Source organism: Microbulbifer sp. ABF4_148 (assembly GCF_056158985.1).
Genome location: NZ_JBSWUI010000001.1, coordinates 1,674,251 through 1,690,355, shown reverse-complemented (window position 1 = coordinate 1,690,355; position 16,105 = coordinate 1,674,251). Strand labels below are relative to the sequence as shown.

11 protein-coding genes are annotated in these 16,105 nt (G+C 56.5%); 1 reads left to right on the top strand and 10 read right to left on the bottom strand.

What is annotated here, in order from left to right; genetic code table 11:
* Positions 1 to 18: 18 nt before the first annotated feature.
* Positions 19 to 1,536 carry a M20 family peptidase gene (locus tag ACXAD0_RS07250; RefSeq protein WP_475087703.1) on the bottom strand — a complete coding sequence of 506 codons (1,518 nt, stop codon included), beginning with the start codon at positions 1,534 to 1,536 and terminating at the stop codon, positions 19 to 21.
* Positions 1,537 to 1,672: 136 nt separating this feature from the next.
* Here ACXAD0_RS07250 and ACXAD0_RS07245 point away from each other — a divergent pair, with 136 nt between their 5' ends.
* Positions 1,673 to 2,275 carry a TetR/AcrR family transcriptional regulator gene (locus ACXAD0_RS07245; RefSeq protein WP_475087702.1) on the top strand — a complete coding sequence of 201 codons (603 nt, stop codon included), beginning with the start codon at positions 1,673 to 1,675 and terminating at the stop codon, positions 2,273 to 2,275.
* A gap of 37 nt (positions 2,276 to 2,312) precedes the next feature.
* Here ACXAD0_RS07245 and ACXAD0_RS07240 read toward each other — a convergent pair whose 3' ends face one another.
* The 9 genes from ACXAD0_RS07240 to mltB form a co-directional block, all read right to left on the bottom strand.
* Positions 2,313 to 3,992, bottom strand: a complete 1,680-nt coding sequence (locus tag ACXAD0_RS07240; RefSeq protein WP_475087701.1) for an AMP-binding protein — start codon at positions 3,990 to 3,992, stop codon at positions 2,313 to 2,315.
* A 201-nt stretch (positions 3,993 to 4,193) separates the two neighbouring features.
* Entirely contained in the window at positions 4,194 to 7,646 is a 3,453-nt protein-coding gene (gene pulA, locus ACXAD0_RS07235) for a pullulanase-type alpha-1,6-glucosidase (RefSeq protein WP_475087700.1), read from the bottom strand.
* A gap of 410 nt (positions 7,647 to 8,056) precedes the next feature.
* Positions 8,057 to 10,234 carry a prolyl oligopeptidase family serine peptidase gene (locus ACXAD0_RS07230; RefSeq protein WP_475087699.1) on the bottom strand — a complete coding sequence of 726 codons (2,178 nt, stop codon included), beginning with the start codon at positions 10,232 to 10,234 and terminating at the stop codon, positions 8,057 to 8,059.
* A gap of 279 nt (positions 10,235 to 10,513) precedes the next feature.
* Complete coding sequence (gene lipA, locus ACXAD0_RS07225) at positions 10,514 to 11,497, bottom strand: lipoyl synthase (RefSeq protein ID WP_475087698.1); 984 nt, start codon at positions 11,495 to 11,497, stop codon at positions 10,514 to 10,516.
* Positions 11,490 to 12,224, bottom strand: a complete 735-nt coding sequence (gene lipB, locus ACXAD0_RS07220) for a lipoyl(octanoyl) transferase LipB (RefSeq protein ID WP_475087697.1) — start codon at positions 12,222 to 12,224, stop codon at positions 11,490 to 11,492. The genes lipA and lipB overlap by 8 nt, the downstream gene beginning before the upstream one ends.
* Positions 12,224 to 12,508: an HP0495 family protein gene (locus ACXAD0_RS07215; RefSeq protein WP_475087696.1), complete on the bottom strand. Its 285-nt coding sequence runs from the start codon at positions 12,506 to 12,508 to the stop codon at positions 12,224 to 12,226. Before ACXAD0_RS07215 ends, lipB begins: the two co-directional genes overlap by 1 nt.
* A 193-nt stretch (positions 12,509 to 12,701) precedes the next feature.
* Positions 12,702 to 13,853 (bottom strand): D-alanyl-D-alanine carboxypeptidase family protein, encoded by a 1,152-nt coding sequence (locus ACXAD0_RS07210; protein WP_475087695.1) that lies wholly within the window; start codon positions 13,851 to 13,853, stop codon positions 12,702 to 12,704.
* 70 nt (positions 13,854 to 13,923) lie between these two features.
* The gene (locus ACXAD0_RS07205) at positions 13,924 to 14,790 is read right to left on the bottom strand and encodes a septal ring lytic transglycosylase RlpA family protein (protein WP_475087693.1); all 867 of its coding nucleotides are present in this window, start codon (positions 14,788 to 14,790) and stop codon (positions 13,924 to 13,926) included.
* 206 nt (positions 14,791 to 14,996) lie between these two features.
* Positions 14,997 to 15,986, bottom strand: a complete 990-nt coding sequence (mltB, locus tag ACXAD0_RS07200; protein ID WP_475087692.1) for a lytic murein transglycosylase B — start codon at positions 15,984 to 15,986, stop codon at positions 14,997 to 14,999.
* Between the last annotated feature and the right edge of the window lie 119 nt (positions 15,987 to 16,105).

Genomic DNA, 16,105 nt, shown 5'->3' with positions numbered 1-16,105 from the left:
GCCGACGGGGCGACTCCCTCAAGGGACAGCCCCGGCCACGGCGTCAATTTCATCCTCTGGATTCCGGAATGACGACTGATCCAGCAGCGCAATAAAAAAGCGGATGCCGTTCGCGTAGTCCTCTACTGCGAGGCGTTCATCGATACCATGAAAGGTCTTGACCGTGTCCGCCGTGATACGGACCATGAGGAATCGATATACCGCATCGGACAACTGGTAAAAGTACTTGGAATCGGTCCCGCCCTGCACCAGATAGGGCGCAACCAGTACCTGCGGGTCCAGCTGGCGAATGTTCTTTTCGATCAGCCGATAGCCATAGGCCTCAGTGCTGGAGACCGGTGAAGGGTTATTTGCCATAAACGGCTCGAGCCGGACCCGTGCATCATCGATCACTTCTTCTACTCGCTGTACAACGGACTCGGCGGTCTCCCCGGGCATAATCCGGAAGTTCACCACCGCACTGGCTTTAGTGGGCAGAATGTTCGACTTACTACTGCCCTTCAGCATGGTTGCCGCGGTCGAAGTGCGAATGCTCGAGGCGCTGCTGTCACTGGCAAGAATCGCCGACTCCACCAGTGGGGCCGTCAACCATTGGTTCGCCATTCCGAAGCGCGCTCCGAAACCGGCGTGATAGCCGATCGCGTCGAACGTCAAATTAGTGAATTCGAGCGTGGTGGGAAAAGGATTTTCTTCCAACTTGACGATGGCGCGGGCGAGGATACCGGCACCCGTGCTCGGCGGCGGCGTCGATGAATGCCCTCCGGGTTGCTCAACGATCAAACGTATATTCATGAAACCCTTTTCGGCGACGCCAATAATCGCAACAGGCTGATTGAAACCCGGCATCAGCCCTTCGGTAATCGCCCCGCCCTCATCGAGAACAAATTCAAAGTGGAGGCCACGCCCGGCAAAGTACCGGGCAATCTCGGCAGCCCCGCTCTTACCGCCAATCTCCTCATCGTGGCCAAAGGCAAAGAAGACACTGCGCGCGGGCCTCTCGCCCTGCGCAAGCAGGTGCTCCATGGCTTCCATCAGCGCCATCACACTGGCCTTGTCATCGATAGCGCCACGACCCCAGACCTGGCCATCTGCTACGACTCCATCAAACGGCGGATGGGTCCAGCTTTCCAGCGAATCCTCGTCGACGGAAACCACATCCATATGCCCCATCAGCAGAATGGGCTTCAGGCTCGGATCAGTCCCCGGAAACTCGTAGACCAGTGAGTAGTCATTGATGATTTTCCGCCGGGCTTCGCGATGCACCAGTGGGAACTCAGCCTCAAGATACTCGCGCAATGCGACAAATGGTTGTGGGTCGAGATGCGGCGCCTCGTCACGAGTCACTGTCGGAAAGCGTATCGCCCCTGCCAGTCGCTCTGCTGCCGATTCCGCATCGACGGGGAGTAGCGCCAGCGCGCTATCGACCGGCACCTGACGGTCTGGATACACGAGAAAGGCCCTTGCCACGGCAACCGCTGCGATCGCCAGCACGGCCACTATAAGCCCCCCAACCAGGCCTGATACGCTCTTTTTCATGACTACATCTTGTCTTCAGTTCACTCTGCAAAACATCTTGCGGCAGTTCCGGGAAAAAGTAAACACACCTGTTTACCTTTGCGGCACAAGGCACTAACCTGCTGCGCAGATGCCCCCACCGGACGACTCAGGCACTGTGAAAGTCACTGAACAAAAGCACCAACAGATTCTGGATGCCGCACTGGCGCTGTTCCTCGAGCGAGGCTTCGCCGGCACGTCCATGCAGCAGTTATCAGAAGAGGCCGCGGTCTCGAAGCGAACCCTGTACCGGCACTTCCCCACGAAAGAGCAGCTTTTTGCTCATGTGCTGGCGCGCCTCGCGGAACGCTGCGTCGAGCAGGTCAACCAGCCCTACCAGGCCAAGGAACCGCTGGCAAAGCAGTTGCGCCCGCTCCTGCAGGCGAAACTGGCGGTACTGGCTGATCCGGCCTATGTGGCGCTTGCGCGCATTGCGATTCCGGAGGTGCTGAGCGATCCGGCACGTGCGCAAGAACTGACGGCACGCATACAAGTCACGCCGGGACCATTGCTGAAGTGGCTGGAAGGTGCCGCCGCTGACGAACGCCTGCGGGAGGGGGATTTACTCTTTATCGGGAAACATCTGCAGGGGACCCTGGAGACTTTTGGCTTCTGGCCCCAGTTGCTGACCGGCGCCCCGCCTTTGGATGAAACGGAAAGCGAGAGGGTCGTCGATGCCACCCTCGCCACTTTCCTCGAGCGCTATGCGCTCGGTACCTGACATCGGAAATCAGGCACCGGGCGTATCCACGGAAACCTTACGCCCTGGCGATCAATTCCCAGACGATGCCGCTTTGCTGCTGGCTGCGCTCGATCCAGGGCAAGAAGCGGCTCTCAATCGCCTTGCGCTTGATTTTCAGCGTGGGCGTCGCCAGGTCGTTATCAGGTGTCCAGTCGTACGCGGTCACAAAGATCGTACGAATACGCTCATGAGCCGGCAGCTTTTCATTCACCATATCCAGAGCATTGGTGAGCTCGGCAGTGGCCTCACTGCGGTCCATGTGGTGTCCGAGCTCTGACAGAGTCGCCAGCATGACGGGTTGATCCATCCCGTGGCCAAGCACACAAACCTGCCCCAGTACCGAGACGTCAGCAAACAGGCCCTCGAGTGCGGCGGGCTGGATGAATTTACCCTTACTGGTCTTAAAGGTATCGGAGATACGACCGGTTACCCGCAGCAAACCGTCGTCGCCGATATAACCGGCGTCCCCGGTATGGTAGAAACCATCACGGATGACCTCGGCAGTTTTCTCCGGCTCCAGATAATAGCCTTTCATCAACGCGCGGCTCTTGAACAGGATTTCGCCCTGATCGGATATCTTGACTTCATTTCCCCAGAACGGCTTGCCCACCGTGCCGGGCACCGGCTTTTCGCCCATATGGGTGATACAACCGTAAATAAAGTTTTCGGTCATGCCATAGCCGTCCGCCACCATCATTCCCATACGGTGATACCACTTCTGCAGATCCTCAGCGATGGGCGAAGCACCAGTCACCAGCATACGCGCCTGATCGAGGCCCAGGCCACGCTGTACCTTGCGCTTAAACAGCGTATTGATGCCTGGAATACGCAGAATAGTGCGCTGTACGGAGGGAGAAAGCTTCGAATCCACGCCCTCCTTGAACTTGGCCCACAACCGGGGAACGGAGAAAAACATGGTCGGCCGCGCGCGCTGCAAGTCCTCGAGAAAGGTATCCAGTGACTCGGGGAAATGAATCGGGGTACCGCTATACAGACTGTGAAACTCAACCACGATACGCTCGGCCGCATGCGCTAACGGCAGATAGGAAAAGAAACGATCATGCTCGTTGTATGCATATCCGCGTACCATGTTCGGCACGGCAAAGGTAATGGCCGACCAGGTATGCATGACGCCCTTCGGGTTACCGGTGGTACCCGAGGTATACATGATGGTGAATACCGCATCCTCGGGATACAAGGGTGACTCGGCGAAGGGTTCGTAGTTGTCGAGAATATCCGCCAACTGCTGGTCACATTCAATTTCACAGCGCTGAATAGCCACGCTGGGGAGCTCAGTCGCTACTTCATGCAGCGCCTCATTGTTGTCGCTACCGCCGCAAAACAGCATCTTGCTATCGGAATGCTGCAACACATAGCGCATCGAACTCGCAGCCTGTCCGGGATACAACGGCACACTCACCATGCCGGCCAACATAATGGCGTAGTCAACGATGATCCAGTCCGCACAATTCTTCGCATGAATCGCGATGCGATCACCCTCTTGCCACTGGCTGCGCAGATACGTGGCAATACGCCGGGCCTTCTGCATCACCTCGCCCCAGGTATATTCGCGCCATTCACGCTGCTGCATCTGGCGCAGATACACCTGATCCGGACATTCCCGCTCGCGGCGGTAGAGCACTTCGAGAGGCTGCCGCCCTTTGATTTGTTCGTATTTTTCTTCTGGGCTCATCATCGTGACTCCAACTTTTTCGTGTTAGAAAACCTTTATCAGAACCGCTGCGTCCAAGAAAGGTATAGGCGATGATATGACTGACGGCGATTTCCGCCAAGTATCGGCAGGTAGCAGCCATCCGCAAATGGCGCCTTTCTCCAGCCAAAACGAAAAACCCCGGCACAAGGCCGGGGTTTTTCTCAGTCGCTTTCAGAACATCGTTCAGTGACGACGACGGCGCAAGAAGGCAGCTGCGAGCAGGGCCAGCAGTGCAAAGTGCATAGCCCCACCGCTGGAACCACCGTCATTGTCTTCGCCCTGATCATCCTCGTCCTGCTCTTCTTCCTCATTTACGATGGAAGAGTCCTCGTCACGTGCGAGCATGAAAACGGCTGTTGTGCGCGCCGGTACAGTGAACACGCCGGCTTCCACTGCCGCATCAGCCAACGCCTCATCAGCAGACTCCTGCTGAACAGCATGCAGTGAAAATGGCAGTTCAGCGGCGCTTTCCAGCGTAAACTGCTGTGCGTCCACACCACCATTGAACAGCACCAGGATCTGAGAGGTCTCCTCGTCATAATCCCCTGCCGGATCGTTCAGGTGCATGGCGATCAGACCCGGAATCTGCTCCGGACCGGTGTTGGCAAACGACACCACAGATTGCACAGCCTCACCCGTGGGCAAACGGAACAGTCCACTGCTGGAACGAATCTGCAGCCACTCCTTGAATACTGCCAGGGCAAACTCACGGTCAGCCTGTTGCGGCGCGATAGCGGGATTCGCCAACAGCGGTGCCATCAGGCCCCATTTGTCTTCATTTTTGTCCGCAATCGGCAGACCAACAGCCCAGTTGTCCGTAGCCAATGAATAATCAATGGCATTGAACCAGTCACCGGAGTTGTAGCTGTCGCGATCCATCGACTTGGAACGCAGGATCTCCTGGCCAGCGTGGAAGAAAGGCACACCCTGGGCAAGCGCCACCAGCGAGTTATTGAAGTTCTGCAGACGCACCCGGTCAGCCAGACTGGTGGTACTGTTGGCCTTAATCTGGATACCGTCAAACAGAGTTTCGTTGTCGTGGGCAGCAACGTAGTTGATCGACTCCTGCGGATCTGAGGTATACCCGGTAGGCTGGCCGTTGTATACCAGCTGCGCACCAGTCAGCTCCGTTCCGGTGGAGTCCACCAGCAGGTAGTCAGACAGGTTACCCGCAAGGGAAATACGCACTTTGTCCGCTAAGGTCAGCAGGGTTGCGCGCTCGTTGTCACCACCGAACTTGCCGTTGCTATCGGTGAACAAACCGGTAGCAAAGCCCTGCTCCTCGAAGCCACCAAACGGATTGCCACCGCGGGCGGAATCACGCAGGCGATCGTTGAAGGTACCAACGCCGGTACCCGCCATATTGGCCTGGCGCGCCTGAACAAAACGCGCATCGTCTACGACTTCACCAAAGTTCCAGCCTTCGCCGTACAGGTAAATGGAAGATCCATCGACACCGTCAGCTTCGGTGGTCAGCGCTTCCAGGTCTGCAGCCACATTCAGGATGTTCTCCTTGCTGTGGTGGCCCATCAAATCGAAGCGGAAACCATCTACCTTGTAGGCAGTCGCCCAGGTAAGCATGGAGTCACGCATCAATTTTTCCATCATGGTGTGCTCACTGGCGGTATTCGCACAGCAGCTGCTCATTTCGACGAAGCCGTCGCCATTGCGACGGTGATAGTAACCCGGAACAATCTTGTCGAGGATGGAGCGGTCGAACTGACCGAACGAACTGGTGTGGTTGTACACCACATCCATTACCACGCGCAGGCCAACATCGCTGAGCGCCTGCACCATCTGGCGGAACTCAACGATACGCTGTACGCCATTCGGGTCGGTGGAATAGCTACCTTCAGGTACGGTGAAGTGCAGCGGGTCATAGCCCCAGTTGAAACCGTCCTCGTCGCGAATCGCATTCACAGCGGCCTGCTGCTCCGGGCTATCGGCGGCGTAGACACTGAGGTCTTCAGTGGTTTTCAGGGCAGAGCGATCTTCGTTGACGGTCGCAAAATCAAACGCAGGCAACAGATGCACATGGGTCAGGCCCGCCGCTGCCAGCTCGGCCAGGTGCAGGGCACCGCGACCATCTTCGGCAAACGCGGCAAAAGTGCCCCGAGCCTCTTCAGAGACCATGTCGTCCATGATACTGAAGTCGCGCACATGCAGTTCATAAACCGAGATATCCTCAGCAGCAGCCAGTGATGGCTTCATGACCGAATCCCAACCTGCGGGCTTCAGATCATCATCGTTGAGGTTAACAATCTGGCTCTTGTAAGAGTTGGTGGAGAGGCTCAGAGAGTAAGGGTCAGACACCCAGTTGTTCTCGACCTTACGGCTCGCATACGAGTAAACCTCGACCTCGTACATATAGAACTTACGATCCCAGTCGATGCTGGTGGACGCCGTCCAGACACCATTGTCAGAGGTCATTTCAACATGGGTGGTGGGTTCGAACTGATCACCACTGTCAAACAGGTGCACCTTGACGGACTTGGCCGTGGGCGCCCACAGCGCAAACTCAATGGCATTCTCACCCACAGTCGCACCCAGTGTGCCACCGTAAGCAAATACCGCGTCGAGTACGCCCGGTGTTTGCACACCAGTTGCATCGACAACTTTGCCGTCTGCATCGTAGATCGCGACCGCCAGCTGACCCTGCACCAAAGCCGCCACATCGGCGCTGTCAGGGACAGTAAAGGCCGTGGCGTTGGCCAGATGACGGAATTTTGCCGCGGTGGCTTCTGACATGCCGCTCATGTTGTATTCGAGCAGGACCTCACTGTCACCCGCCACACCGTCTGGCCCCAGCGTGAGTGCAGCACTGTCGCTGACGACCAGCTTGGCGCTTCCGCCTTCAGGCAGGGTGACCGGCCACACGATGGTGGACGCATCAACCCAGTGCGCTTTGTCGGTGGTCAGGTCACCGCGCGGCACACCATCGGTGCTGACAACAACGCTGTTGGTGTTGCTGTCGAAGGCAAAATACACTTCTTTGCCAGCCTCTACGGTAAAGGCGATATTATTGCCGTTGTCACCGTAGCTCTCGTCCCAACCTTCGTTGAGCGCCGCCTTCATCTGGTAATCCCCGGCGGGAATCGCGTCGGTGATAAAGGTGTAGATACCGTCCCCATCGACATCCTGCAGCCAGGTTTGCAGGCAGGAAGGCTGCCAATCTCCGGGGCAACCCAGGGCACTCTGGAAATCGCCGGCAGCAGCCACAATAGTGTGACGCACGTTGTCCGCGATCCAGTTGCTTTCGTGGTCATAGATAAATTTAACTTCGGTCTCCGCACCCAGGCTGAGTCCGATATTCGGACCATCTCGGTCTGCAGAACCGCCGTAGTTCTCATCCCAGGCACCATTGATCGCGACTTTGTATTCGTAGTCGCCAGCCGGCACGGTAAAAGACCCCTGCCACAGGTCGTCCTCAGCATCGTAGGACAGCTGCGAGACGTCGCAAGCCGGATCCCAGTCGCCACCACAACCGATCGCGGTCTGGATGGAGCCAGGGATATTCACCATGGTGAGTTCAGAATTTGTTGAAGCCTGGGCAGTACCGTGGACAGCGGCGGCAATTGCCATCGCCAGTAGCGAGCCCACGCGGACGCGCCCCCGCGCGCGAGAGGAAACTTGCATGCTCAAAGACCTTGTTGTTTCTATTTATCGATTGTTTGCAGAACAACGTGAATTCACGTCGCTGTAGCCCGGTGCATCATCGCTACACGCGTTACCCTCAAGACCGACAGGTACTTTCCTGCATGTAAAAAACCGGAATCTGGATTAGAAGTCAGTCTCTGTATAGCGGCATCCCACCCTCAGGGGGGAGGAGTAAAAAACAACCGGGGAGGACAGGGCTGAGATGCGCCTGCAGGCCCTGAAAACAGTGAGTCCGGCAGTAAACCGAATAATTTTCAGACAGCCCGTCTGCGCAAGAATTGATCGGTTACACACCGAAGCGTGATGAGAGAGAAGATCGCAGTATGGCGAATAAAAAAAGCCCGGCAATGCCGGGCTTCTCTTTGGAAAATGCAAAAATGCGAACCAGATCAACTTTCTGGCAGTTCGCGCACACCCATATTATGCAGTGTGAAGCTGAAGATATCGGCGTACTGCTCAATATATTTCGAGACCGGAGTTCCTGCGCCATGGCCCGCATTGGTTTCGATACGGATCAGTGCCGGGGATGATCCCGCATGCTTGGACTGCAATTCAGCCGCGAACTTGAAAGAGTGTGCCGGTACAACGCGGTCATCGTGATCGGCAGTGGTCACCAGTGTCGCCGGATAGCTGACACCCGCACGGATATTGTGTACCGGCGAGTAGCCTTTCAGGTACTCGAACATCTCCAGGCTATCCTCCGCTGTGCCGTAGTCATAGGCCCAACCCGCTCCAGCGGTAAAGGTGTGGTAGCGCAGCATATCCATAACGCCGACTGCTGGCAGCGCAACCTGTACCAGGTCCGGACGCTGTGTCATGACCGCACCAACCAACAGGCCACCATTGGACCCGCCACGGATCGCCAGGTAGTCACTGGACGTGTAGTTGTTCTCGATCAGGTACTCACCCGCGGCAATAAAATCATCAAAGACATTCTGCTTTTGCAGTTTGGTACCCGCTGTATGCCATTCCTTGCCATATTCACCGCCACCGCGCAGATTCGGCACCGCATACACACCACCCAGCTCCAGCCAAACCGCATTGGGGATACTGAAGTTTGGCGTCAGGCTAATATTGAAACCGCCGTAACCGTAGAGAATAGTAGGGTTCTTGCCATTGAGCTCCAGGCCCTTTTTATACGTGATCATCATGGGAACACGTGTGCCATCTTTGGACGTATAGAAAACCTGCTTGGATTCATAGGCCGCGCTGTCAAAGTTGGCACCGGACTCACGGTAAACACCCGAAGTACCCTCGGCGACATCAAACGCGAAAATGGTGGAAGGAGTTTTGTAATTCGTGAACGAATAGTACAGAACGCTATCTTCGCGCTTGCCTGAAATCGCGGTCGCACTGCCTGGCCCCGGCAAGTCGATCTCGCGAACCGGCTTGCCGTCATATCCGTACTGATAGACTTTGGAGAGCGCATCAACCATGTACTCTGCAAAGATGTAGCCACCACCCGTGGACGCACTGAGTACGTTCTCGGTTTCAGGGATGAAATCGACCCAATGCTCCGGAGTCGGGTTGGCGACATCGGTGGTGACGATCTTTTTATTCGGCGCGTCCAGATTGGTGACCAGATACAGCTGGCTACCGACATTGTCCATGACGTAGGTATCGGACTCGAAGTGATCGAGGATGGTGACCAGCGGCGCTTCGGGCTTGCTCAGGTCCTGGATAAACAAGTCATTACCGGAAGTGGACTTGGCGCCGGAGATCAGCAGGAAACGGTCGTCCTCTGTCACATAGCCCGCGACATAGCGACGTTTTTCCGCCTCGCTCGCGCCGAAAATGACTTCGTCTTCAGCCTGGGGCTGACCCAGCTTGTGGAAGTAGAGCTTGTGCTGGTCGGTCTTGGCTGACAGCTCACTGCCATCAGGCTTGTCGTAGCTGGAGTAATAAAACCCTTCATTACCCAGCCACGAAATTCCGGAAAACTTCACATCGACCAATGGCTCTTCAAGCACTTCCCTGGTCTCGGCATTCATTACGATGATTTTTCTCCAGTCACTGCCACCTTCAGAAATGGCATAGGCGGCGAGAGAGCCGTCCTTGGAGAAGCTCAGGCTTGCCAGCGATGTGGTGCCATCTTCGCTGAAGGTATTGGGGTCGAGGAAAATCTCAGGCTCACCATCACCCTTGGTGCGCCACACCACATACTGATCCTGCAAGCCATCATTGCGATAGAAGTAGGTATATTCACCCTCGGTAAATGGGCGACCGACCTTCTCATAATTCCACTTGGCCTCAAGTTTCTCTTTCAGTGCATCGCGATAACCAATGCCATCCAGGTAACCAAATGTGACCGCATTCTGGGCTTCAACCCAAACCGCGGTTTCTTCACTGCGATCGTCTTCCAGCCAGCGGAATGGATCCGCTACTTCAATATCGAAGTAGGTATCAACAACCGACCCACGTCGGGTTTCCGGATAGTTGATGGCAGCAACCGTATTACTTTTTGCTTTGTCAGCAACACTACCACCCTCCGCTGCACTCTTCTCTGGTGACTCGCCCGAACAGGCTGCCAACGCGCCAGCAAGAGCCAAGACTGTAAGCTTGTTCATCAGTTTTCCTTATTCAAGTCATTGCCGTCTACGGGTAAAAACCTTACGACCTATCCCAATGCGTGGATCGCCAAGGCTTAGCAAAGCGGATTCACGCGAGGTTTTCAAGGTGTATCAGGCAGCAGCACTTAATATACAAAACTGGTTCACAAGCAGCATTACCGACTGCCTGGATGTGCTTTGGGCGTCAATTTTGGGAGTAGACGCGAGGAGAGAGCAAATCGAGCGGGAGGGGAAAGGCCTGCGTCTCGAAAGACGCAGGTCATCGACAGGCGAGGTTTAACTGACTTCCTCGCCATGGGCCTGCTTGTCGGCGTGGTAGGAAGAGCGTACCAGCGGACCACAGGCGGCATGCTTGAAGCCCACCTGTTCGGCATACCGACGATACTCTTCAAACTCATCCGGGTGCACATAACGCTGCACCGGCAGGTGCTCTTTACTCGGCTGCAGATACTGGCCGATGGTGATCATATCGATATCATGCTCACGCATATCATCCATGACCCGGAAGATCTCGTCTTTTTCTTCTCCAAGTCCAACCATCAGGCCGGATTTGGTCAGTACATCGGGACGGCGCTTCTTGTACTCCTGCAGCAACTTAAGGGACCACTTGTAGTTGGCACCAGGGCGCGATTCGCGATACAGGCGCGGCACCGTTTCCAGATTGTGGTTAAACACATCCGGGGCTTCCGCCTCGAGAATATCCAAAGCCACGTCCATACGACCACGGAAGTCTGGTGTCAGGATCTCAACCTGCAAATTCGGTGAGAGCGCTCTGGATTGCTTGATGCAATCGGCAAAATGTTGAGCACCGCCATCACGCAGGTCATCGCGGTCAACAGAAGTAATGACCACATAGCGCAGGCTCATTGCTGCAATCGCTTCCGCCAGATTCTTCGGCTCTTCCGGATCCAGCGGCAGCGGCTTGCCATGCCCCACATCGCAGAACGGACAGCGGCGGGTACAGATCTCACCCATGATCATGAACGTCGCGGTACCGCCACTGAAGCACTCACCCAGATTGGGGCAGCTGGCTTCTTCGCACACCGTGGCAAGCTTCTGCGAACGCAAAATACTCTTGATGCGATCGACTTCTTTGGAGGCTGGTACTTTCACTCGAATCCAGTCCGGCTTGCGCAGCATCTGATCGCTGGCAATAACCTTTACCGGGATTCGCTCCACCTTGTCGCCATCACGCAGCTTTTCGCCCTCTTGCAGGCGTCGGGTGCGTTTGACGGGTACCAGATCGGGTTTCTCAGCCATGGGTAGATTCCTGCTCTTCATGTCCCTGTCCAGATTCGCCAACCGGCGCCAACAGGGATTCATCCACCAGTTGCCAATCAGCATCCGGCAGGGAAAGTTCGCGCAGCAGCGCGTTGACAAATATTTCGGCCACCTGTTGCCAGGCAGGTACCGGTTGGATTAGTTCGGCCATCTGCACCATTTGCATTCCGGCATAACCACACGGGTTGATGCGCAGGAACGGCGTCAGGTCCATATCGATATTGATGGCGATACCGTGAAAACTGCAGCCTCGGCGGACCCGTAAGCCAATGGAGGCGACCTTGTTGCCCGCTCTTGGCCCTTCGGTCAAGTAGACCCCCGGTGCATCTGCGCGCGGCGCAGCGGCCACACCAAATTCGGCCAGCATTGCGACAGTCGCAGACTCCAGTGCCGTCACCAGGTCACGTACTCCGATTTTGGCCCGGCGCAAATCCAGCAACGGGTATACCACCAGCTGACCGGGACCGTGATAGGTAACCTGACCACCACGGTCAACCTGGACGACCGGGATGTCTCCGGTATTCAGCAGGTGTTCGGCCTTGCCCGCCTGCCCCTGGGTAAACACCGGCTGGTGCTCAACGCACCAGATCTGGTCTGCACTCTCCCCGCCGCGGGTATCGGTATACGCTGACATGGCCTGCCACACCGACTCGTAATCTCGCCGGCCCAGATTGCAGACCAGGGTTCGCTCTGAACGTCCGCCCATCAAAGCACCATATGTACTGAAGGGTGCGCCTTGAGCTCCTCAAACAGGGCCTTCAGCTGCGGCTCCCCGGTAGCGAGGATGTAAAACGTCATCGAGGTGTACTTACCATTACTGCTCTCGCGCAAGCCGATACGCCCTGTATCGAGCTCCGGCGCGTGCCGGCGCATGACTTCGATGACAAAGTCGTGGACCGCCGGGTCGGAGTCTCTGACGACCTTGACGAGATAGTCCTCGCAGGGAAATTCAATCTTAGGGGGTTGCTGTTCGCTGGAATCCTGACTCATACCGCCTCCGGGGCCGCAATGGACAATAAATAATCAGACAACGGCCGGGCGGCGATTATACAGTGCCGAGGGACGGGGGGACAGAGAAGCGCAAGCAAGTAGACCGGCAGGTCGAAGTGACCTGAAAAGAGCTATAAGTCAGAAAAGTGCAGGGAGGGGGAAGCCCCGGTGATGGGGCCTCCCAAGGGATGCGCTAGCTGAACATGCCCATCACAAAGCGCTTGATCGCGTCCCAGATACGCTTGAAGAAGCCCGCCTGCTCAACGTCCTCCGCAACCACCGCGCGGACGTCTGCGACGGTTTTGCCGTCGAGCGTTACAACGACCTTACCTACCGGCTGGCCTTTCTTCAGCGGCGCCTCGAGTTCGCCGTCGATAATCAGATCAGCCTTGATACCCTCTTCCCCACCACGCGGGATGGTGACAAACACATCTTTCTCCAGGGCAATACCGACCTGGGGCTCCTTGCCACCCCAGACGCGCTCACTTTGCAGCACCTCGTCTTTCGAATACACCTTGTGGGTCTGGAAGTAGCGGAAACCGTAAGCGAGCAGCTTCTGGGACTCTGCCGCACGCTTCTCGTCACTGTCGGTGCCGACAACGACGGAAATCAGGCGCATACCGCGTTTTACCGCAGAAGCGACGAGACAATAGCCGGCCTCTTCGGTATGGCCGGTCTTGATGCCATCCACCGCATTGTCCCGCCACAACAGGCGGTTGCGGTTCGGCTGGTTAATACCGGCATAGCTGAAATACTTTTCCGCATACAAGGAATAGTGTTCCGGATGATCGTTGATCACCGCGCGCGCCAGCGTCGCGAGATCGCGGACGGTCGTCATATGTCCGTCGGCGGGCCAGCCAGTCGCATTCTTGAATGTGGTGTCCTGCATACCGAGCAATTCGGCCTGCTGGTTCATGACTTCGGCAAAGACATCCTCACTGCCGGAGACAAATTCGGCCAGTGCGATACTGGCGTCGTTACCCGACTGAATAATCACGCCGCGCAACAGGTCCATCACCGGCACCTTGTCACCCACCTTAACGAACATCTTCGAGCCGCCTTTCTTCCAGGCTTTCTCGGAGATATTCACCATATCGTCACTTTTGATCGTGCCCTTCTCAATCTCTTCGGAGACGATATAGGCCGTCATCATTTTCGTCAGGCTGGCGGGCGGGATCTGCTTGTCAGCATTGTGCTCCACCAGAACCTGGCCGGTATGGGCGTCGATCAGCATGTACGCGGTCGCTGCCAACTGCGGCGGCGCGGGGATCAACGAAGGCTGTGCCTGCACACCCCCAACCAGAAGGGAGATAGACAGAAAAATGGCTGTAAGGCGTTTGATCATGGGAAAAGTTCCAGTTATTCCTCGTGTTCTTTGATTTCCGTTCAATCGCGACAGCGCCGCGCGCGCATTGTCAGTCGTACACCACTTGTGGGCTGCCGAGGGCACTTCGTTCAACCGACTCACGCGCAGAGATCAGTGCCCGCTGCTGGCTGAAGGGACCGATGCGCACACGATACAGGGTGCCGCTGTCTCTTTGCACGGGACTGACTGTAACAGGATAGTCGACTAATGCCGCCAGCTGACTGCGCAGGTCCCAGGCTTTGCTCTCGCTGCTGAAGGCACCGATTTGCAGGAAGGTGTTACCGGGCAGTTTGAAACTGGCGTCCTGCGCCAGGGCTTCCCGCGCGGTGACATCTTTCTGCGCCGCCAGGGTCTCATTTGCCGCGGGCAGGCTCGCCGGGTCCAGCGCCTCGACCTGGACCCGGGCAATACCGCGGTCGATATAACCGAGCTTCTGCGCGGCGGTGTAACTCAGGTCAATAATCCGTCCCGGCACAAAAGGCCCGCGATCATTCACCCGCACAATCACGCTGCGGCCGTTGTCGAGGTTGGTGACTTTGGCATAGCTGGGCAGCGGCAATGTCTTGTGTGCCGCCGACATTGCATACATGTTGTAAATCTCGCCGTTGGCCGTGCGACGGCCATGGAATTTCGTGCCGTACCAGGAGGCCTGCCCCTCCTCCCGGTAACCTTTGACGTTTGCACGGACCCGGTAGGTAACGCCATTGACCTGATAAGGAGACTTGTTACCCGCCTTGCCAATAGGCTCCCGTACGGGGGTGGGCTCCGGCGTGGCCAGCATATCGACAGGAACGGCCGGGCCACTGTCCTTTACGGTATCGGGAAGTGGTTGGGCAGGGCGCTGCGGCTGGCTGCCACAAGCCGACAGAGTCAGGGCCACAGTGACGGCCGCAACCCGCAGAGTTGTCAGGTACATGATTCCCCCCGCCGTGAACAAAGAAGTGATTTCACGACATCTCAGAAAATATTATTTGAATCTCGATGATCAGAGCGTCAGATTATGGCGAAGTTCCTCGCCAAAACACAGACCGGGATGGCGATGCCCCGGTCTGCGCCCGTTATTTTTCTATTTTGCAGGCGGTTTCACACTCGGCAAAACCCCACCTGACATCACGCGGGTAGTTATGAACGTCCTCCGCGCGCCTTGACGATTTCCTGAGCCAGTTCGTAAACCGCCATCGCATACAAGCGGCTGCGGTTATAGCGGGTAATCACGGAGAAATTCTTCAGGCCAATCCAATACTGCTTGCCCTGTTCGGTGTCCAGCGAGAACACGCTGGCGGCCAGGTCTCCATCCAGTTGCGATGAGGAGGGGAAGCCTTTTTTCGCAAGTTCAGCGATCGTCCAGTTCGGGTCGAGGGATTCATTGACCAGTGTCATATCCGCGTTTGGACGCGGATTGGACAACACGGCAACGGGCTCAAGCGGTAACCAGCCATGCTTGGCCAGGTAATTGGCCACACTGCCGATGGCATCCTCGGTATCACGCCAGATATCGACCTTGCCATCATTATTGAAATCCACGGCATAGGCGCGGTAGCTGGACGGCATAAACTGGCCGAAGCCCATTGCCCCCGCATAGGATCCCTTGAGTGAAGTCGGGTCAATACCCTGGTCACGGGCCAGCAACAGGTAGTTTTCCAGTTCTTTGGTGAAGAATTTGGAGCGGCGTGGATAATTAAATGCCAGCGTGGACAGAGCATCCAGCACGCGATAGCTGCCCATATTGCCGCCATAACGGGTCTCGATACCAATGATCGCCACGATGATTTCCGCGGGCACCCCATATTTTTTCTCGGCCTCGCCGAGCACAGTGGAGTTCTTGTCCCAGAAATCGACGCCACCGGTAATGCTTTGCGGCGTAATAAACATGCGACGATATTCGTACCAGGGTTTGGCTTTTTCCGCCGGACGCTTAATGGCCTTGAGGATGGAATCCTTGCGTTTGGCCTCCCTCATCAGGTCATTGAGTTTTTGCTCGTCGAAATTGTGCTCTTCCACCATATAGGTGACGAAGGCCCGGGCCTGGGAATTCTCCGAGTAGTTCGGTTCCTTGGCACAGGCGGCAAGCACCAGCCCCATCCCTACGAATAATCCTGTGGTCCACCTCAAAATCGCCGCTCCTGTTGCCATTGAAACGCCCTACACCCCGTTGGTTGTCGACCGGCCCAGTGGCCAGCCATCGTTTGATCGGCCCGCCTTCCGGGCAGGCCGCACTAAATTATCGCTTT